The following is a 21324-nucleotide window of genomic DNA, read 5'->3' on the forward strand; positions in this document are numbered from 1 at the left end:
GTGGGGAGTGCGAGTTGATGTCGTTGGCAATGTGAATGAAGTACGTACCATTGATATTGCAGGGCGAAGTGCAGTTGTCATTGATGTATTATGTACGACCAGTACGATCGTTACGGCTCTGGCGTATGATGCTTCGGCTGTGATTGCCGTAGAGACCGTTCCACAAGCCAAACAAATGGAAGTGAAAGATTGCATTCGAGGCGGGGAGCGTTTTGACAAAAAAATCACCGGATTCGAAGTGGGGAATTCCCCCTATGAATATATGACTGCAGGCATTGCAGATAAAACAATCATTCTAACCACAACCGATGGAACCCGAGCTTTGATCAAGGCTTCCAAGGGGAAACATGTATTTGCTGGTTCATTTCTCAATGTGCAGGCTGTTGCAGCAGCTCTATGTGAACTTCAACGAGATGTATTGCTGTTATGTGCGGGGAACCAGGATGAATTTGCTCTGGAGGACGGCTTGTGTGCTGGATGTATCATCGATGAACTGCACCGTCAATCCTGTTCTCCCCTCCAGCTTAACGATCTCGGCATAGTGCTTCATCAGGCGGTATCCCAATGTCAGGAGAGCATCCCGGAGTTGGTGCAGGGGTCTGTTAGCGGGCGGAGGCTTGAAAAGTTAGGCAGGGTTCATGATATTTCGTATTGTTCTCAATTAAACCTGCTGGATTGTGTTCCCGAGATGGGGGAGGGGAACCGCATGCAGCCTTATAGAGGCATACGCGGCGGAAAGATGTTCAAGTTGATGTGAGAATTGCCATGAGAAAAACAAAAAAAGGTGTACTGCTGCCCGTTGGCAACAGTACACCTTTGCTAATTTACATATATTGAAGATACTTATCTGCGATCTTGAGGTCCACCGATAACGGCTTGCTCGGCAGTGTCGAGATCATATGCTGTATGCAATGCCTTAATGACGTCATGCAGCTTATCTCCGTCAATAACACAAGATACTTTGATCTCGGAAGTGCTCACCATCTTGATACTCACGCCTTCAGCCGAAATGACTTTGAACATCTTCGCAGCTACACCAGGATGACTGACCATGCCTGCGCCAACAATGGAGATTTTAACGAGGTTCTCCTCAGATGTAACTTCACGGTAAGGCAAGCGGCTGTGAAGGCCTTCAATGACACGTAATGCGTTCTCACGATCAGACAGCGCCACAGAAAACGAGAAGTCCGCTTTGCCATCCATCACACCGCTCTGAACGATAATGTCCACATCCAGCTGATTGGATGCAAGCGCACCAAATACTTCGGCCAGAACTCCTGGTACATCCGGCACACCCAGAATACTGATGCGAGCCACGTTTTTGTCATAGGCAATACCACTAACCACTACGCCTTGTTCCATTGCTGCTTCCTCCTTCACAACCGTTCCTTCATTATGGTTAAAGCTGGATCTTACAATTAAAGGTACACCGGAATGCTTCGCGTACTCTACTGCACGCGGATGCAGCACCGCTGCTCCCAAATTAGCAAGTTCCAGCATTTCGTCATACGATATTTCCTTCAGCTTGCGCGCAACCTTAACGATCCGCGGGTCCGTAGAGTATATTCCGTCTACATCCGTATAGATCTCACACGCATCAGCCTTAATCGCTGCCGCCAGCGCTACAGCTGTTGTATCCGAACCACCACGACCGAGCGTTGTGATCTCGCCGTCTTCCGTCATGCCCTGGAAGCCTGCAACAATAACAATGTTGCCCTCGGCAAGTGCTGCATTCACACGGTCAGGTTGAATATCATGAATACGTGCTTTTCCGTGAACCGGCTCTGTGCGGAACCCCGCTTGCCAGCCCGTAAACGATACTGCCTTACGTCCAAGCGCTTGAATAGCCATCGATAACAAAGAGATCGAAATCTGTTCTCCTGTCGTTAAGAGCATATCCATCTCACGAGCAGGCAGTTCACTATTCAGTTGTTTTGCCTGATCAATCAAATCATCTGTTGTATCCCCCATGGCCGAAACCACAACTACACACCGATGTCCTTCATCAGCTTTTTCTACAACACGCCCGGCCACACGCTTCATGCGTTCTGTATCTCCGACCGAGCTGCCCCCAAATTTCATGACGTACAATGACAACGCAAATCCACTCCCTACCTTGTGCAGTATGCATAATTAATGTCCATCGTCATTATTCTCTACGAGAAATGACTTTAACCCAGTATATTACGAAAGCGCCTGATAGGCTAATCTTTTTTCGAAAAAACCCTCTGCCAAAGGAATGGCAAAGGGTTGTTAATAACCTTTTTTAGCTTACAAGCCGTGAAAGTTACGCACGGGAAGAGTATTTACCTTCACGTGTGTCAATCAGGAGAACGTCACCTTCGTTAATGAACAAAGGAACCTGTACGTTCAAGCCTGTTTCCACTTTTGCATTTTTGGTAGCGCCTTGTGCAGTGTTACCTTTAACACTTGGCTCAGTCTCGATGACTTTCAACTCAACGCTTGTTGGCAAGTCAATTCCGAGAATTTCACCTTGGTAGCTAACAATCTTAACGACCATGTTTTCTTTCAGGAAGTTCAATTCCCATTCCAGTTGTTCACTAGTCAATGTGAACTGATCATATGTTTCGTTATCCATGAACGTGTGCTCTGTACCGCTTGCATACAGGTAGGATACGCCACGGTTTTCGATGATGGCACGACCAATCGTTTCGCCTGCACGGAATGTTTTTTCAACGGTGTTACCGTTACGCAGGTTTTTCAATTTGGAACGTACAAAGGCAGCGCCTTTACCTGGTTTAACGTGTTGGAAATCAAGCACGGTATAGATATCGTTATCTACTTGCACGGTCAAGCCTGTTTTAAAATCGTTTACTGAAATCACAAAAAATCCCTCCTGATATGGTTAAAAAGTAGGTGATATAAGACGACGGGTTAATGTTATATGTAAAATGAGCCCAAGAATGACCACCTCGTTCACTTCGAGTGCAGTACCATCCTCCGATCGCTGTTATCCCCAGATTTTTTTGATCCCATTATCAATGGGAAAATCCGGTGATAAAGGCGAACGCTTCGCTTCTTCAGATTGGTTCTGCACTCTTCGTTATGGTGAAATTTCTTATTTTCAATTTAAATAACACATTAAAAATCGTCTTATATCCCTGTGGCTGTAATTTAGCCGATTACGGTGAACTTCTTGTCCGACTTCGTGAGAATATGAATACCCGTCTCGGTAATCACTACGTCATCCTCGATACGCACGCCGCCAAGCCCGTCAATATATATACCCGGTTCAACGGTAACAACCATACCCGGTTTCAATACATCGTCGCTAAGCTTGGACAAGCGAGGAGCTTCGTGAACTTCCATACCCAGACCGTGGCCTGTGCTGTGTCCGAATTGATCTCCATATCCGTGACCTGCAATGATATCACGAGCCAATGCATCTGCTTCCCGTCCGGTCATGCCCGGTTTCAGGTTCTCCAGCGTATGTAACTGAGCTTCCAGTACAATGTCATAAATTTTGCGCAGTTCAGGTACAGGTGTACCTGTTGCAATGGTACGTGTCAGATCTGAACAGTATCCGTCCAAAAGTGCACCAAAGTCAAATGTAATTAACTCATTCTGTCCGATGACCTTGCTGCTCGCTACACCGTGAGGCATAGCAGAACGTTCACCCGATGCTACAATGGTGTCAAACGAAGAGGACGTTGCTCCATGCTTGCGCATGAAAAACTCCATCTCCAGATCCACTTCACGCTCCGTCATACCTGGTTTTGCAAACTGCAAAACGTGGCTGAACGTGGCATCCGCCAGATCTGCTGCTCTCTGCATGACCGCGATCTCATCTTCATCCTTGAACATACGAAGTTGTTCCACGATCCCGGATACAGCTTTCAGTTCAATAGACTGCAGTGCTTCAGCATAAGCGGAATGCGTGCCAAATGTAACACTATCCTGCTCGAAGCCCACTTCTTTGATATTAGCGGATGTCAGCAATTCGCGCACTGTATCCATCGGCTTGGCTCCATGCTCCACAACGGTGAATCCTTTGGCTTGTTGAGGCGCTTGTGACATATAACGGAAATCAGTCAGCAGATATGCATCCTGTTCCGTAATCAGCACATATCCCGCCGAGCCTGTAAAACCCGTCATATAACGACGGTTAATCGGGTTTGTAATCAGCATTGCAGTGAGTTCATGCTCACGCATGGCTTCACGCAACTTATTTACTCGTTTGTTTTCCATCGGTAACCCTTCTTTCTCTCACATTCCCGGGTTCCCGGCTCAGGTTTGTTTGTCCAGATGACGCACAAGAGCCAGCAATCCCAGTTCATAGCTTACTTCGCCAAATCCGGCAATCTGCCCGATTGTTTCCGCTGCAATCACTGAATGATGTCTGAACGCTTCGCGTGCATGAATGTTGGATAGATGTACTTCCACTGTAGGGACTTTTACAGCATTGATTGCATCACGTATAGCATAGCTATAATGGGTAAATGCTCCGGCATTCAGTATTATTCCGTCTGCCTCACCCATCGCTGCATGAATGCGGTCAATGATGTCCCCTTCATGGTTCGATTGATAAAAAGCGATGGAGACGCCAATTTCATCAGCCTGTCTGCGAATTTTGTCCTCAATATCCTTCAGACTAAGCGTTCCATAGATGCCCGGTTCGCGTACACCAAGCATGTTCAGGTTCGGACCATTGATCACAATAATTCGTTTCATCGCTGCTCCACCCTCTCTGCAAATAACCATCTGCTATTTTAACACAGGCATTGCCGGATTGAGAAGCTTTTTTGCGCTATGCCCCCGCTTGCTCCGGCTCGCGTTTGCGTTCGTCTGTGTACTCCATGGCTACCGTGTAACCAATGAACAGCCCCCATAGCAAAAAGAAACAGAGTTCCGTGATGATTGAATCCCACGTTAAACCGTTCAAAGGTTTCATCATCCCCAGTTTTGGTCCTACCAGTATAAAGAGAATCAGCCACCAGACGATTCCATATACCATGCCGGGTAAAGGTCCTTTCAGTTTTCTAATCGTGAACGTGTAGAGTAAGGATGCCAAGATGGAAAAAACGATAAAAAACAGCCAGCCTGTCAAATGTCCTGCTGCGGTATATATATATTCATGTTTGAAAAAAGGCTCGGCCAGAAATCCGACAGGTACAATCGTAAAATGCAACAGATAGAATAGCCAATGTAGCCCACCCCAGATAAAACCGGCAAAGAAGCCAAGCTCTAACGCAAAGGAAAATGGCTTGGTGTAGTAGTGTGCTTGACCTTGCCTCTGGGTAGGGCGCCTGCCCTTGTCTTTTGACTGCCGTTCTTTCGGACGTTGACCTTCATCTTGTGATGTATCTTCATGCTTACGTTCTGTCATCGATATTCTCCTTCATTCAGTTGATAATCCCGCATTATGCCTCGAATTTCCGCTCCGATTCTACGAGGTAGTATGTTCAAAACAGGACAATCTTAACAACATCCTTCAAGGTTTGACTCACAAACTAGAAATTGGTCTCAAAATTCGATACAATAGGGTTATTAAACTGCCTTTGATCGCGAAGGCCTAGAACAGAATAGGAAGGTGAATAATTTGCCTCAACAATCCAAGCCTGTCAGCTATGGGGGGCAAGCTGTCATTGAAGGCGTAATGTTCGGTGGGAAACATGTCAACGTTACAGCTGTTCGTAGAAAAGACGGCGAAATTACGTATCTGGAAGTTCCCAAGCAAGACAAGTCCTGGGTCACGAAATTGCGGCGGATTCCTTTATTACGCGGAATTGTCAGCATTATAGATTCAAGTGTCAAAGGTAGCAGACATCTCAATTATTCTGCTGACGCCTATGCTGATGATGAACTGGAACCGGAAGAGAAAGCCAATCAAAAAGAGAAAGAAGGTTCGGGCTGGAGCCTTAGCATGATCATTGGTGTGACCGCCGTTGCCATCCTTTCATTCCTTTTTGGTAAAGTTGTGCTCACATTGCTTCCTGTTGTTATCGAGAATTTTCTATTCAAAAATGCATTCGACAATCAGTTTTTGCATAATTTACTGGAAGGCGGCATTAAGCTGATCCTGTTACTCGCTTATCTGTGGTTAATCTCACAGACGCCGATGATTAAACGTCTCTTCCAGTATCATGGAGCGGAACACAAAGTAATCAGCGCACATGAAGCTGGTGAAGAACTGACACCGGAGAACGTGCAAAAGTACAGCCGACTGCACTACCGCTGCGGAAGCAGTTTCATTATGTTGACTGTCATTATTGGAGTGTTTCTATACTCCCTCTTCACGTACGATAACCTCTGGGAACGGATGGGTCAGCGTCTATTGTTATTGCCAGTTGTGCTAGGCATTTCTTTTGAACTGTTAAAGCTCACGAATTCAGTACGTGATATTCCTGTACTGCGTTATCTCGGATACCCGGGATTGTGGCTTCAATTGCTGACAACAAAAGAACCGACCAACGAACAGGTAGAAGTATCCATTGCTTCGTTTAACCGTATGCGTGAGTTGGATGCCAAGCTTGCCAATGTCTCTGCTACGTCAGAAGTACCTGTTGCAACACTCGATCCTGTGAAAGGGTGAATGATATGAACAAGCAGGCAATCTTATTTTGGACGTTCATCGCACTAGCTGCTGTTGGAGTCTTGACTTGGCTGGGGAACGCTAGTCCATCCAGGATCATTATTCCTCTGGTCGTGTTCGGAGCTGTATTCCTGCTGTACAAATATCCGCCTCGTCGCTGGGCAAGCAAAACCAAATCACCAAAGATTAAGCCATCTGCACGAACCATGGCAAAAGTCAATGCACAGTCCAGTGCCAGAAAGAGCAACGGCTCTTCAAAGAAACGCAAGGATTATCCTTTCCAAGTGATTCAGGGACAAAAAGGGAAAAGCGATGAAGATATACCGAAATTTCACTAAAAGGTACTGAACAACCAAAAAAGCAATTCTCCCAACATGCGGAGAATTGCTTTTTTCACGTTTATACAGGAATCAGAGGTGGAGCTTCTGCTTGTTTCTTGCGCAATTCTTTTCGTTGTTTGTCCAACTGTTCACCATACATTTTCGTATTCCATCCGTTGAAAAATTCGCTCCCTGCGGTAGCGCCTGATCGATATAAGGCTGTGCTGTCCTGTAACGATAAATGAAATTGCGTCGGTTTAATGCCAAGCGTTGGTATCTTCACTGTACGAAACCGGTTAATCTGTTCGATGTAGCGTTCATCATGTGCTGTGAGCATCGTCTCCACAAGGGCCTGAAGCATGCTTAGCGGTCCTTTAATCCGGGCGGGTTCTACTTCCGTCTTCCCCACCATTTTGAATCCAACAACCGGAATGACGTCTCCTCCTCGTTCCGAACGATCACCATCGAAGAGCCACAACGGAAAATTGCTAAGCAATCCACCATCCACGACATACACAAACTGATCTTGAAAAGGAAGGCCTTTGGAGAATACTGGTGATTTACGTATGACTACCGGATCGAAAAAATACGGGATACTGCAACTCATACGTACCGCCTTTGCAACATCCAGCTTCGCAGGGTCAATGCCGAACCGTCGAATATCGTCTGGTAGCACCAGAATGGTCCCATTGGATATATCGGATGCGGTAATAAGCAACTTGCCTTGTGGCAGGTCAGCGAATGTGCGAATCCCTTTCTGCTCAAGCATCTTGCGAATCCATGATTCCAGCGCTTCTCCCGAATATAGTCCTTTCTTCAAGAACAGCCTTGCCGCGGGTCCGATCCATCGGGTATTAAATATGGGGGAACGACGCAGCAATGAAACAAAGGGGGTATTCTCAATAATGACTTTCATCTCCTCGGCCCTGTAACCAGCCGCTAGCAGAGCAGCTACAATGGAACCGGATGATGTGCCTGCCACTCGATTAAACTGAATGCCGCAGTCTTGAGCACCCTGCACAGCACCTGCAAGCGAGATCCCTTTGACGCCTCCACCTTCAAACACCGCGTTAATTAACATAACAAAAAACCCCCGTTCTCCAGGCAGCCACGTTTCTACTGCCACTCTATGAGAACAAGGGTTTGTCTTATCACTGTATTGTTAAAATGTTTTATAGACCATAGTAGGCTTTTAATTTGGCAATCAAGCCAAGGGGATTCTTCGTCAGGTACTGTGAACTGAAGAATATATCCCCTTTAACCGAAGAATACTTCTTGTTGTAATTCAGCTGATCGATGATCTCCTGTGAAGTCTGCCAGCCAATTTCCGGCGTACCTAACTTATAAGGCGAGTGGCCGATATACAATTTTACATTTGTGTTAGCCACTTCATTCGCCCACCAGTCCACGACTTTGTCGTATCGGGCTACGTTCAATGTCATACTCCAATATACCTGAGGGGCAACATAGTCAATCCACTCCTGATTAATCCATGTCCGCACATCTGCATTCATGCTGTCATACGCGGTTACCCCTGCTTTGGTATCAGAGCCTGTCAGATCAAGGGATTTATTACGCCATACACCAAATGGACTAATTCCATATTCAACGTTAGCTTTCACGCTGTGAATGCTCTGCCCGAGCTGCTTAACGAACTGATTGATATTGTCCCGACGCCATTCAGCACGGTCTTTAGTATTTAATGTGTTGTAAGTTTTGAAGGCTGCATCATCATTAAAAGTCACATTGGACGGATAGAAATAATCATCCAGATGTACACCATCAATATCATACTGATTGACCACTTCCATGATCGTATCGATAATATGCTGTCTGGCTTCCGGGATACCCGGGTTAATGTACATTTTGCCGGATGCATTCACAATCCAGTCGGGATGAAGCTTCGAGATATGGTTTGCAGCCAAGTTTGATGTACTAGCTGAGTTCGTTGCTCTAAACGGATTAAACCAGGCGTGGAACTCCAGGCCCCGTTTGTGTGCTTCCTCAACCATAAACGCGAGGGGATCATAACCTGGATCTTTACCTTGTGTTCCTGTCAATACGCTGTTCCAAGGTACCAGACCTGAAGGATAGATGGCATCCCCATTGGCTCTCACTTGGACAAATACGGCATTAATGCCCATACCTTGCAACGTATCTAGCTGTTTCGTATACTCCTGTTTTTGCTTCTCTACATTTCCCTTGGCACCAGATGTAGGCCAGTCTCCATTCACAGTGGAAATCCAGGCTCCCCGCATCTCTTCAGAAGCTGGTACAGTGCCCGTGCCTCCAGGCTCCGCTGGGGTTACCGGAGTTGGTTCAGGAGTTGGGACTGATTCGTCTCCTGTGTACAGATCAATGGTCTGGGCAGCCTGATTCCAGTTCACTCGAATGCCCAGGTTCTCACTGACGAATCGAATGGGTACCATGACCCGACCCTGTTTCAATTCGACCGATGCATCCAGACCAACTACAGCGTTATCCACCGTCGCCTGCTGGCGTCCGCTCGTCATAGAGATGACCGAATCGGATTTCTTAATGGTCACGGTACGAGTAGCTTGAGACCATAGAACAGACGCACCCAGTCCTTCGCTAATAACACGCAGAGGCACCATCGTTACATTTACTTTGGGCAAGATGTAGGGTGATACATCCGATTCCAAACGGTTGCCGTCTAGAAAAATAGCGATTTCCTTCTGCCCGGCCGCTTGTGCCGTCATACCTGCTGTCTGTAATCCAAGTACAAAAATGAGCAGCAGCATCAATCCTTTACGAACGTTCATTAGTGCAGTCCTCCAAAATCATTATAAATTTGCGGTAAATTCTACTAGTTTAATAGACGCTCCTACCGTTCGTTTAGTTGCGAAAATCACCAAATTATGGTGTGATTTCACACAAAAAAATGCTTCCTGCCATTGAAACGGCAAGAAGCATCCTTTGAATCACGGGATACGATTCGTTGTATATCACCATGTGTATTCCACTGCTGAAACTTAAGATTCTGTATTACTCATGACATCCTGAAGGTTTTTGAGGTCACGCAACCGGCTCTCATCCTGACGGAAGTATTCAACCAAGGACTCGATGCATGTAATGGAGTCCCAGCTCAGATGATGTTCAATGCCTTCAACATCATTGTAGATATTTTGTTCCTGAACACCAATCGTTGTCAAAAATTGTTCAAGCAGATGATGGCGCTCCATCAAACGTTTGCCCATCTTTTTGCCTTTTGGCGTAAGCACCAGTCCACGGTACTTTTCATAGATCAGATACTCGTCTTTGTCCAGCTTTTGGATCATCTTCGTCACCGATGAAGGATGTACTTCCAGTCCTTCAGCTATATCAGACACACGAGCATAGCCCTTTTCATCAATTAATTTGTATATACGCTCCAAATAATCTTCCATACTGGGCGTTGGCATCTGCTTCCCTCTTTTCTCTCTGACCGGCCCCTATTCGTGCCTGGTCCCTATCTTATAATGATACATGTTATCAATACGCATTGGCAAGTCCTGTACAGTTCGGAGCGCGCTGTTACACAAGTAATTGGCAGGCGTGACTTCTCCCCAAATGAGGCAAACTAAGCAAAGTTCCGCATCGAAAGGAGTGATTTCGTGAGTACAAGTGTAGCCTCACCGCCAGTTCGTAAAGCAAAAGGTACTAAACCCTTTATTCCCGATTTGGTGTATTTTGAACCCGGTGCGTTGGAATATGATAAGGGCAAACGGATTATGGAATGGGTGACATCCAAAAACATACCTTATCAGATGACCACATCCCATAACCGAATCACAAACTTGCCGGGTGAAACCGAACAAGAAAAATATCGGATGGCAAAACGTACTCTGGTCGTTGGTGTGCGCAAAACACTCAAGTTTGACCAGTCGAAACCTTCAGCGGAATATGCCATTCCCATCTCTACAGGCTGTATGGGGCACTGCCATTATTGTTATCTTCAAACTACACTTGGTGCGAAACCTTATGTCCGTGTCTATGTCAATACCGAGGAGATCATTCAGGCTGCCAAAGGATACATTGAAGAACGCGCGCCTGAAATTACACGATTTGAAGCTGCCTGTACGTCTGATCCCGTAGGACTCGAGCATATCACGGAGAATTTAAGTGACCTGATTCGTTTTATGGCGGAAGAAGAATATGGGCGCTTGCGATTTGTAACCAAATATCATCACGTTGATCCGTTGCTGAACCTTAAACATAACGGCCACACCCGTATCCGGTTTAGTGTCAATTCGGATTATGTCATCAAAAACTTTGAACCGGCTACCTCCAGATTTGAGGAACGCATTGAAGCTGCTGGCAAAATTGCACACGCCGGTTATCCCCTGGGATTCATTATCGCTCCGATCATGTGGTATGAAGGCTGGGAAGAAGGATACTCGGATCTGTTGCAGAAGCTGGCAGATACGCTTCCAGAGGAAGCAACCAAGGACCTTACCTTTGAGATGATCCAGCACCGTTTTACCAAAACGGCCAAAGCAACCATTGAGAAACGTTATCCTAAAACCAAGCTGGAGATGGATATCGAGAAACGTAAGATGAAATGGGGCCGCTGGGGTCAGTACAAGTATGTGTATAAGGATGACCAGCAAGATGCACTGCGCGAATTCATTACGGAACGAATCTTTGAACATTTCCCACTAGCCAGTATCGATTACTTCACCTAAACGAACAACAGGATTGCCCAAAATTATATGCAGTTAAACAGCATTCCTAACAAACGATTAAAAAGCAGGTTACATGACCCAGATTGACTCTGGTAACATGTAGCCTGCTTTGTCATGCATTTTTAAATTCAAATTGAGTTCATCCGTTTAAATAATCATCCAGTCTGGTGTAATCTGCTGCAACCAGATCGTAATCTTCGTCATCTGATCTGTAAAAAGCAATATACCAAGGAACAACATTAATGCTCCCCCAACTTTCATCATGACATTGGAATACCGTAAGATCCAGCGTGTTGAACCGATGAAAAACGCCAAAATGAAAAACGGGATTGCAAACCCTGCCGTATAACCTGTAATCAGCGCCAGCCAGGTTGTGGGCTCACTTGCAGCCATCGCAATGATTGTTGCCAGAATGGGGCCAATACAGGGCGACCAGCCTGCCGAGAAACCGATGCCAAATATAAAAGAGCCCAGATAGCCTGCTGGTTTCCATTTCATATCCAGCTTGCGTTCCTTCATCAGAAACTGTGGCTTGAACACACCAAGCAAAAATAACCCCATAAGCATAATCAAAATCGCAGACAATTGCCGAATCAGTTCTCGGTTATCATTGAAAAATTGGCCAAACAGTCCAGCACCCAGGCCAAGCGAATAAAATACAGCCGAGAAGCCTAAAATAAACGCCAGCGTATGCGTCATGGTCTTAAAGCGGACTTCGCGCTGATTGCGGTCATCCTTCAATTGTTGCACCGTCATACCTGTAATGTAGGAGAGGTATGATGGATACAGCGGAAGACAACATGGTGATATAAATGAGACTAAACCTGCTACAAAAGCCATCCATACATTAACATCAGGCATGAAGCGGATGTCTCCCTTCCCCGGGCTCACGTGCTTTCTCGTTCAGTCGTCAGGCTCGGAACCCTTTTTTTCCAATCATCGTCAGAATCAGCATCATGATCAGCAATAATACAATCGTTGCTCCAGGTGCGAGGTTCCAGATACCTGCTACAACCAGTCCAAGGACTACGGCAATTTCGCCAATCACCACGGACAAAATAATAGCGGATTTGAAACTTCGGGCCATCAACAGGCTGACTGCTACCGGAATCGTCAATAGCGCTGACACCAGAAGCGCACCGACAATCTTGATCGCCGTGCTTATGACAAGTGCTGTCATCACAGTGATCAACATGTTCAGAATTCTCACAGGCAACCCTGTAACCGCTGCCGCATCTTCCTCAAAGCTGAGCAGGAAAAATTCCTTATGTAACAATGCCACTACAATCACCACGATCAGCGTAACCACACCTACAAGCTTCAGATCCGTAGCGTCTAACGTATATATACTGCCGAACAAATAACTCATGACATCTGCATTATATCCTTTGCCCAGCGTGAAGAACAAGGAAGCAAGGGCCACGCCACCGGACATGATAATGGCAATCGATAATTCGGCGTAACTCTTGTACGCTTTGCGCAATTTCTCTATCGCAAATGAAGCAAGCACGGCAAATATCAAGCCTACCGCAATGGGATACACTTCAATCAGGAATCCAAGTGCAACACCGGCAATGGTCACATGAGACAAGGTGTCTCCAATCATGGATAACCGCCGTAAGACCAGGAACAGTCCGATTAACGGAGCGGTAATGCCAATTAACAACCCACCCGCCAGGGCACGCTGAAAAAAATCACTCATTAATATTTCCAAAACAAACACGACTCCTTCGGCCTTACTCTAATCTAATGGAATACGGCTAGCGTACCTGTGCAGTGGTATGTTGCAGATTGGTCTCAGCACAATCCTGTACCTCATGCGAATGACGGACATGAAAATTAATTTTTCCATTCGTTACCACAGCTTCAGAGCCCAGATAACTCTCCATCCGATCCATATCATGAGACACCATTAGAAAAGTCATTCGGTGATGTTCATGCATATGGGTAATCAGTTCAAAGAAACTGGCCTGTGATTCAGCATCAATACCTACGGTAGGTTCATCCAGAATCAACAGATCCGGGTGATTGATAAGCGCTCGTGCCAAAAATACACGCTGCTGCTGTCCGCCGGACAATTGACCAATACGTTTGTTCGCCAGATCCTCGATCCGCATGACCTGCATCGCATCCGTGCACTGTTGCTGACATTTGCGAGACATACGACGGAACATGTTTTTGTTATTATACAAGCCTGACATGACCACTTCACGAACGGTCGCAGGGAACAACGGGTTAAATGCATTCTTTTGAGGCACATACCCGATTCGGTCCCAGTCCTTGAACCTCCGGATCGACTGTCCGAATAGTTTGATATCTCCCTGCGCAGGAGGAAGAAGTCCTACCAGCATGCGCAGCAATGTCGTTTTACCAGCCCCATTGGAACCGATAATCCCGACAAAGTCCCGTTCCTGGGCCATAAAATCGAGATTCTCAATCACTCGCTGGTCCCCATAGGAAAATGATAGTTTCTCGATCTCTATAATTGGATCATGACATAGTGGCATGATTTGCTGCATGGCAAAGCCGCCCTTCATTATATATAAGAATCCCATAGCGTCCTAAGAGCCTTCACCGTGAACGGTAAAGACTCTTCGCTCTGAATTCTTCATTATATCTTATTTTAATGCGATCAGCAGATTTTGCAAATTTTTCTCCATGAGGGTGAAATAATCATCCCCGTTTGTTGCCTGCTCCTTGGTCAATCCCTCAACCGGATTAAGGACCATGGTCTCCACTCCTGCTTCACTTGCCAATGTTTTCGCCAATTTGTCAGATACCAGCTCTTCGAAGAAAATGTATTTAATGCCTTCATCTTTAACGAGTTTCGCAAGCTTCACAATATCCTGTCCTGTCGGTTCAGCATCCGGGGAAAGTCCCATAATGGCATGCTGGGTTAATCCATAATCACGTGCAAGGTAGCCAAACGCTTGGTGCGAGACAACAATTTCGTTGTTTGGTACGTTAGCCAATTCATCTGTAAAACGCTGATCCAGCGTCTCAAGCTTGGTACGAAGCTCTTCATAACGTTGTTCGTAACCTGCTTTGTGATCAGGATCTGCCTCGACCAGACTATTTTTGATGTTTTCAGCCATGATCATGGCTGATTTCGGACTAACCCACGTATGTGGATCAATATGATGATCAGCGACATCTTCACTTGCAGCCTCATCAGTATGTTCATCTGCATGCTCGTCTTCGTGCTCTTCGCCGTGACCGTGCCCATCATCACCCTCAGCAGTTAACAGCTTAACACCTTCACTGACGGCAACAGACTTCACCTGTGTATCGCTATTCAGCGACTTCAGGAAATTCGGAACCCATCCTTCCAGTCCAGCTCCATTATAGAGAAACAGCTGTGCCTTGGACGTATTAACGATATCCTGACTCTTCGGAGTCCAGTCATGTGGCTCTACTCCCGTTGGCAGCAGGTTAATAACATTGGCATCCTCACCACCAATTGCAGTCGTAAAAGCATATACAGGATAAAATGTCGTCACAACGTTTACCTTGCCTTCCACAATCTTCGCATTATTGGAACTATCCTGCCCACACGCTGACAATACCAGCAAAGTGAGAATAAGCAAACCCGTCCACAGTAACTTCATGTTGCCTCTTTTGCTCGTCTTCCCTATCCGGTTATCCTGAGCTTGATGTTGCACTTTATAAAATGTCATTATGATTCACTCCGCATCTCTTAATCGTAAACATTACTGAAAGAATTATAGGTAACCTGAACCTACTTGTCAAGCTATCCCGTCCTATTCATTCTTTCCTGAAGTACGGAGTTCATAACAGTATATGCTTGTTCTCTTCCCTTAAGATGCGATTTATATCAACAAAAAAAGGGGCCCGAATTACATCGGGCCACCTTGAGTCATTTTTATGACAGAATTTGAATCAATTTCATAACTAAATTCTTATTTCACTTGTGCGCCATTAGGCATGTTGTCTGGTACTGTAGCAAGTGTAAGCTGGTCGCCATGCGATGCTGCAAGGATCATTCCCTGAGACAGTTCACCACGAAGTTTCACCGGTTTGAGGTTGGTCACACAGATGACTTTGCGTCCAACCATCTCTTCTGGCGAATAGAACTTCGCAATTCCAGATACAACCTGGCGCTGCTCATAACCCAGATCGAGCTGCAATTTCAGCAACTTATCCGCTTTTTTGACCGGTTCGCAGGCAATGACTTGCGCGACACGCAGTTCAACTTTGGCAAAATCGTCAATACCGATCTCTTCGGTACCTTCAGGTGCAGTTACAGGTTCAACAGCTGCTGAAGCTCCAGCATTTGCTTGACTTACTTCAGGCTGTGCCGCTTTTTGGCCACCAGTCATTGCTTCGGAGATATAAGCAATTTCCTGTTCGGAATCCAAACGCGGGAAGATTGGATCACCTTTTTGCAATGCGTTTCCAGCTGGAACCAGACCCCATTGCTTGGCTGTATCCCAAGCCGTAAGTTCACCTTCCTGAATGCCGAGCTGTGCCCAGATTTTATGAGGAGCACGTGTCAGGAACGGTTGCAACAGAATCGAAGCAATTCGCAAGCTTTCGATCAGGTGAGCCATAACGGATGCCAATTCATCACGTTTTGCTTCATCACGAGCCAGCGCCCATGGCTGCGTCTCGTCAATATATTTGTTGGTGCGGCTGACAAACTGGCTGATCGCTGTCAGTGCTACGGAAAACTGCAGGTTTTCCATCGCCTGTTCCACTTTTTCCACCGTAGCATGGCCTGCTTCTTCCAGCGAAGCATCAAATTCCGTTACATTCGATGCAAACGCAGGGGCTTTGCCTTCAAAATATTTGTCTACCATGGCAACGGTACGGTTCAACAAGTTACCCAGATCGTTTGCGAGGTCGGAGTTAACACGTTCTACGAAGCTCTCTGGTGTAAAGGTACCATCGGAACCAAACGGTACTTCACGCAGCAGGTAATAACGCAGTGCATCGAGACCGTAACGGTCAATCAGAGTCACTGGATCAACGACATTGCCTTTTGATTTGGACATCTTGCCGTCCTTCATCAACAACCAGCCATGTGCAAACACTTTCTTCGGCAAAGGCAAGTCCAGCGCCATCAACATAATTGGCCAGTAGATCGTATGGAAACGAACAATTTCTTTCCCTACTAGATGAACATCCGCAGGCCAGAACTTGTTATACAGGGATGCATCGGATGAACCGTAGCCCAGTGCTGTAATATAGTTGGACAACGCATCAATCCACACATAAACCACGTGTTTTGGATCGTCTTTAACTTTGACGCCCCATTCAAATGTAGTCCGCGATACGGCCAAATCTTCAAGACCTGGCTTGATGAAGTTGTTGATCATCTCGTTCTTACGGGATTCCGGCTGAATAAAGCCCGGGTTCTCTTCATAATATTTCAACAAACGATCTGCATATTTGCTCATACGGAAGAAGTAAGATTCTTCTTTGACCAATTCAACCGGGTGTCCGCTATCCGGGCTCTTGGCCGAGATAATCTCACCCTTCTCATTTTTCTCTACATCCACCAGTTGAGTCTCTGTGTAATACGTCTCATCCGGAATGCTGTACCAGCCTTCGTACTCACCTTTGTAGATATCTCCCTGTTTCAGCAAACGGTCAAAGATATCCTGAACAATGGTTTTGTGACGCTCTTCGGTTGTACGGATAAAGTCGTCATTGGAAATGTCCAACTTGTTCCACAGTTCCTTGATCCCCACAACGATATCGTCGATAAAAGCTTGCGGTGTTTGTCCTTTCTCTTGTGCCTTGCGCTCAATCTTCTGGCCATGTTCATCGGTTCCTGTCAGATAATGAGCATCATAACCGCGTAGACGCTTGTAACGAACCATCGCATCTCCCGCCACAGTTGTATACGCATGCCCAATATGCAATTTGTCACTCGGATAATAAATCGGGGTTGTCAGATAAAATGTTTTTTGGTCAGCCATGAATGACTTCTCCTCCTTCAAATGTTCCTGCTTCATGTGATCCCTTCGTCCAAAACAACTAAAAAAGAACACAAAAAACTCCCGCCCCTATGGGACGAGAGTTGCTCTCACGTGTTACCACCCAAATTCCCCATGTTTTTCACAAAACACAGGCTCTGTCGGTCCTTCGACCGCCCATTAACGCTGGATCACGCCTCAGCCTTACGACAGCAGCTCTGAAATCACTGTCTGCACGCTCGAAAGAGGTTCCTCCGGGACCATATTCCATCCTCCTCCCAGACCGGTTCTCAGCTCATCCGGCTCTCTGCACTGGGGGTGTGTCTGTACTTATCCCTTCACTGGAAATCATATAGGAAAAATATACTGAAATGCGGACCCCTTTGTCAAGTGGACAGCATACTCAAGTTCAATCCTGGCCTGCTTCCAGGCCACCCGAATACTTCAAGCTACATCGTTACTCTGATACCATCATGGATTTCTCCGCCTTTGGTGGCACCAGATCTACACCGCCTGGATGAAACGGGTGACATTTGGCAATACGTTTCGCTGTTAACAACGAACCTTTGAGCGCACCGTGCACTTCAATCGCCTCCATGGCGTAAGCCGAACAGCTCGGATAGAACCGACATGTTGGCGGTGTTAATGGAGAGATATAGTTGCGGTACACCCGAATGGGTGCCTGAGCAATTCTGCGCGATAACTTCATGGTCAGTGCTTCCCATGAGCGTGCGTATGTCCCGATGCCGCTTTGGCCGGAGCATGCTCAGCACAGTCCTTGCAATATCCAAATACCTCGAACTTGTGGTCCACAACCTGAAATTGCTCAGGCGCATCCGCAAGCTGCATCGGGCAAAAAATAATAGGATATGTCTTCTGACACTTCAGACAGATCATATGATGGTGATGATGATCTTCACTACAGTGCGCTTTGAATTTAACGCCATCTTCGAAGATGACCTGTTCCAGTACACCCAGTTCCTGCATCACCCGCAAATTACGATATACTGTGTCAAAACTCAGTCCGCTGTATGTCTTACCCATATATTCATAGACGTCCTTGGGTGTAAGATACCCGGGAGACTCAGCAAATAACCGGGCCAGTGTTTTCCGCTGATCGGTAATGCGAAGCCCCTGTGAGGACATGGTCGAAATAATCTGTTCTGTCGACAGCATGATCTAAAGCACCTCCTGTCATACGAGCATTTTGCATCATTCATAGAGCGACAGTTTATTCGGCAAAAGCAAAAACTTTTGCTTTCTTGTATACCTCTAATAATGCATCAAATTACGATTAGAGTCAACGAAGACACCGGGTTAAGTCATTTTAACATCACATAAAAAGGACTCCATGCACATGCATTGCCATTAGTCTAGCTTGAGCTAATGACATTACATTTTGATGGAGTCCCTTCCTGACGGTTCAGATGATCAATCGTTCGGGCGACTTTTGGGGTGAACGGGTATATATGATATAAGCTTTCACTCCAAACCGTCCGTGCATGTTCATGGTATTACTTTTCAGCCGGAAGCGGCGTGAACAGCAGGTTAACAGGCAAGTTACTTCCTGGTGCCGCCGAGAAGAGAATAGTTACACTCTCGCCGTACGAACCTGTGCGATACATAACACTTTGCTCATTAGGTGCAGTTACAGATTTACCTGTGGAAATCTGAACGACCTGTCCATTCACGAGTGCCACACCTGAATATCTGCCTCCACGAGGGTTGAATGAAATCAACGTGCGCGGAGCAACATTATTCAATGTAATTTTGTACAATACACCGAAGTTACCCGCGTTGGACGCTTCAGTGAAAGCCATAGGGTCCGTTCCTACAAGGTTTGGATCACTTGCATTGTCTCCAAGTGGAAGACGTGCAGGTTTCGACCCTACTTCTTGATCATACGTAATGATCCGTGTTGCATTTGGATAGGTACCACGGTTGTGAACTCCATCACGATCCAGAACCGGCAGGCTCGATAACACTTCCATCGGGTCCTTGTTTTCTTCGATCATGATAATGTTGTAATCCAGTTCATAGTCACTGAATACATCCGAATACAAGGAAATGACTTGTCCCTGTTTCATCGGAAGAACGCTCAGATCATTAAGAATAAGCTTGCTTTCTCCTGGCTGGATGTACACTTTCTTTTGTCCGGTACCATTCTGCATCGACTGGAACCAACGGTCAATCGACAGCTTTCCAGCTACCGTTGCAAAAGGAGACGGTCCTGCAAAACCCATGTTTTGCTGGTCAATGGATGCCGTGTATGCATTGTTGTTTGTCGCTACAACATACATTTTTACGCTTTTGCCCGTGTTGTTCACATGGTGAATCATGAAGCGTGTCTGTCCAAAGGAAGATTCCTTGTACACAATGCCTTCCGTATTCACGGTTTCCGGGCTGTTACTGCGGATCAGCAGACTTGGTTCATCATAATAAGTGAAAGGTACTTTCTCCAATGCCGGTACTCCACCACCGTCAAAAGTGAACTTCTCACCGACTGGTGTGAACAATTGATTAAAGTCAGTCACACTATAAAGTGTTTCTCCCGTAATATTGATCATCTTGGTATAGCTATTGCTAGCACCATGTTTATCGGTAACTGTAATCGTTACGGTCTTCGGTCCTGGAACAAAGAATGCAAGTGCATTGTTATCCCATTCGGTTTTTACAATTGCATTCTCATCATCTGTGCTTTGATCAATATAAGTGATTTTCTCACCCATTTTGTATTCTTCTTTATCTGTCGTAAACATTGCCACAGGTGGCAAATTCGGTCTTTCAACCTTAATAGTAACCGAATACGGATCGCTCCATTGACCACTTGAATCCTGGACCGCATAGGTTACTGTGTATACACCTGGTTGGTCGAATGAATCCTGACGGCCTGTCCAACGCTCATCTACAATGCTGAGTCCCTTGGGAGAGCTGGATCTGGTTGTGTAGGTTACCTGGTCTCCGGCAAAGACCTCTTTTTGTACCGTGAAGCTTGCCACCGGTTTGGTACTCAGATTCAATACAACCGTTTTGGCAGATTGATTTACTTTATACGTAATGTCCAGAGCCTGTGTAATTGAAGTCAACGGCACCATGAACGTATTTTTTTGTTGATAAGCCGCGCCCTTCATCGTTCTGGACACACCATTAACGGTATAGATCTTGCTGTTTGTTTTGAAACGCAGCTCATCTTCACCACTAATAATGATCGTTTCTTTAGTTGTGTTATCATATTTGACATCATAGCCAACCCGATCAACGAGAGCACGGATCGCTACATAGGATACACCATTTTTTACAGCCATCGGCTGTCCAGCAAGATATGTTTTGCCATCTTGCATCATTTTATTACTGTTCATATAAAGAGTGAGGTCTCCACCCCGGCCTCCAGCAACAGATGAACCGCCTGTAGATGGTTGCTCCACTTCTACTGGTGCAGGTGCTGGTGTTTCCTCAGCTGTACCTTCTTCGTCCATAGGTTCAATTACCGGCTCAACAGGAGTCGCGTCTGTTCCTGTAGGAACATCTGTCTCAGGAGGGTTCACTTCTTCAGTTGTTTCATTATTTGATGTTGGAGTGTTTGTTCCGGATTTCACTTCGGATTCCGCGATGGTCTGTTCTTTCTTCACAACCTCCACGGATTTAACTTTGGCTGTATTCACTGATGTAGTATCGCTCTGATCTGCTGATTGTGCATTGGCAGGAATCACTGCAAACGCCTGAAACACAGCAAAAGCGGTAAGTATGGACAATTTCTTCTTCAAATTCATTCTTTGTCTTTGGCTCCTTCTGCTCCCATTTTATAAATATCCCCCTCAAAAAGT

The 21324-nt window shown here is 46.0% G+C and carries 20 protein-coding genes; 4 read left to right on the plus strand and 16 right to left on the minus strand.

The window, feature by feature from the left end; translation table 11 throughout:
* Nucleotides 1-7 precede the first annotated feature (7 nt).
* On the plus strand, nt 8-757 hold the full coding sequence (locus tag NSQ20_RS21025) for a 2-phosphosulfolactate phosphatase (protein ID WP_047843624.1): 750 nt from the start codon (nt 8-10) through the stop codon (nt 755-757).
* A gap of 86 nt (nt 758-843) precedes the next feature.
* On the opposite strand, the gene NSQ20_RS21030 is transcribed toward NSQ20_RS21025, so the two are convergent.
* The 5 genes from NSQ20_RS21030 to NSQ20_RS21050 form a co-directional block, all read right to left on the minus strand.
* Complete coding sequence (locus tag NSQ20_RS21030; protein WP_036614392.1) at nt 844-2097, minus strand: aspartate kinase; 1254 nt, start codon at nt 2095-2097, stop codon at nt 844-846.
* Between the two features lie 190 nt (nt 2098-2287).
* The gene (efp, locus tag NSQ20_RS21035; RefSeq protein WP_036614394.1) at nt 2288-2845 is read right to left on the minus strand and encodes an elongation factor P; all 558 of its coding nucleotides are present in this window, start codon (nt 2843-2845) and stop codon (nt 2288-2290) included.
* Between the two features lie 290 nt (nt 2846-3135).
* Nucleotides 3136-4209, minus strand: coding sequence for a Xaa-Pro peptidase family protein (locus NSQ20_RS21040; RefSeq protein ID WP_036674988.1), 1074 nt, complete (start codon nt 4207-4209; stop codon nt 3136-3138).
* Nucleotides 4210-4248: 39 nt separating this feature from the next.
* On the minus strand, nt 4249-4692 hold the full coding sequence (gene aroQ, locus NSQ20_RS21045) for a type II 3-dehydroquinate dehydratase (RefSeq protein WP_036614400.1): 444 nt from the start codon (nt 4690-4692) through the stop codon (nt 4249-4251).
* Between the two features lie 76 nt (nt 4693-4768).
* Nucleotides 4769-5347, minus strand: a complete 579-nt coding sequence (locus NSQ20_RS21050) for a YqhR family membrane protein (RefSeq protein WP_047843627.1) — start codon at nt 5345-5347, stop codon at nt 4769-4771.
* Nucleotides 5348-5560: 213 nt separating this feature from the next.
* Here NSQ20_RS21050 and NSQ20_RS21055 point away from each other — a divergent pair, with 213 nt between their 5' ends.
* Complete coding sequence (locus NSQ20_RS21055) at nt 5561-6553, plus strand: DUF1385 domain-containing protein (protein ID WP_036614405.1); 993 nt, start codon at nt 5561-5563, stop codon at nt 6551-6553.
* A 5-nt stretch (nt 6554-6558) separates the two neighbouring features.
* A complete protein-coding gene (locus NSQ20_RS21060) occupies nt 6559-6891 on the plus strand; it encodes a hypothetical protein (protein ID WP_036674980.1) in 333 nt (110 codons plus the stop codon).
* 61 nt (nt 6892-6952) lie between these two features.
* Here the strand turns inward: NSQ20_RS21060 and NSQ20_RS21065 are convergent, their stop codons facing one another.
* From NSQ20_RS21065 to mntR, 3 genes are all read right to left on the minus strand, one after another.
* Nucleotides 6953-7954, minus strand: coding sequence for a patatin-like phospholipase family protein (locus tag NSQ20_RS21065; protein ID WP_340030812.1), 1002 nt, complete (start codon nt 7952-7954; stop codon nt 6953-6955).
* A 91-nt stretch (nt 7955-8045) separates the two neighbouring features.
* The gene (locus NSQ20_RS21070; protein WP_340030813.1) at nt 8046-9656 is read right to left on the minus strand and encodes a family 10 glycosylhydrolase; all 1611 of its coding nucleotides are present in this window, start codon (nt 9654-9656) and stop codon (nt 8046-8048) included.
* A 210-nt stretch (nt 9657-9866) separates the two neighbouring features.
* Nucleotides 9867-10295, minus strand: coding sequence for a transcriptional regulator MntR (mntR, locus tag NSQ20_RS21075; protein ID WP_036614415.1), 429 nt, complete (start codon nt 10293-10295; stop codon nt 9867-9869).
* Between the two features lie 192 nt (nt 10296-10487).
* Here mntR and splB point away from each other — a divergent pair, with 192 nt between their 5' ends.
* Nucleotides 10488-11558 (plus strand): spore photoproduct lyase, encoded by a 1071-nt coding sequence (splB, locus tag NSQ20_RS21080; RefSeq protein WP_036614416.1) that lies wholly within the window; start codon nt 10488-10490, stop codon nt 11556-11558.
* 147 nt (nt 11559-11705) lie between these two features.
* On the opposite strand, the gene NSQ20_RS21085 is transcribed toward splB, so the two are convergent.
* From NSQ20_RS21085 to NSQ20_RS21120, 8 genes are all read right to left on the minus strand, one after another.
* Nucleotides 11706-12419, minus strand: a complete 714-nt coding sequence (locus NSQ20_RS21085) for a cytochrome c biogenesis protein CcdA (RefSeq protein ID WP_127551282.1) — start codon at nt 12417-12419, stop codon at nt 11706-11708.
* Nucleotides 12420-12468: 49 nt separating this feature from the next.
* A complete protein-coding gene (locus NSQ20_RS21090) occupies nt 12469-13272 on the minus strand; it encodes a metal ABC transporter permease (protein ID WP_017687569.1) in 804 nt (267 codons plus the stop codon).
* A gap of 46 nt (nt 13273-13318) precedes the next feature.
* Nucleotides 13319-14077, minus strand: a complete 759-nt coding sequence (locus tag NSQ20_RS21095) for a metal ABC transporter ATP-binding protein (RefSeq protein ID WP_036614907.1) — start codon at nt 14075-14077, stop codon at nt 13319-13321.
* Nucleotides 14078-14176: 99 nt separating this feature from the next.
* Nucleotides 14177-15166, minus strand: coding sequence for a zinc ABC transporter substrate-binding protein (locus NSQ20_RS21100; RefSeq protein ID WP_036614909.1), 990 nt, complete (start codon nt 15164-15166; stop codon nt 14177-14179).
* A gap of 312 nt (nt 15167-15478) precedes the next feature.
* Entirely contained in the window at nt 15479-17539 is a 2061-nt protein-coding gene (gene metG / locus NSQ20_RS21105; RefSeq protein ID WP_076318961.1) for a methionine--tRNA ligase, read from the minus strand.
* A 418-nt stretch (nt 17540-17957) separates the two neighbouring features.
* Nucleotides 17958-18209, minus strand: coding sequence for a membrane protein insertion efficiency factor YidD (gene yidD, locus NSQ20_RS21110; protein ID WP_017687565.1), 252 nt, complete (start codon nt 18207-18209; stop codon nt 17958-17960).
* Between the two features lie 2 nt (nt 18210-18211).
* Nucleotides 18212-18676 (minus strand): Fur family transcriptional regulator, encoded by a 465-nt coding sequence (locus NSQ20_RS21115; protein WP_017687564.1) that lies wholly within the window; start codon nt 18674-18676, stop codon nt 18212-18214.
* 338 nt (nt 18677-19014) lie between these two features.
* Nucleotides 19015-21270: a stalk domain-containing protein gene (locus tag NSQ20_RS21120; RefSeq protein ID WP_036674972.1), complete on the minus strand. Its 2256-nt coding sequence runs from the start codon at nt 21268-21270 to the stop codon at nt 19015-19017.
* Nucleotides 21271-21324: the final 54 nt, after the last annotated feature.

This window comes from Paenibacillus sp. FSL K6-1122, from assembly GCF_037977015.1.
In the GTDB taxonomy this organism is placed as follows: Bacteria; Bacillota; Bacilli; order Paenibacillales; family Paenibacillaceae; genus Paenibacillus; species Paenibacillus amylolyticus.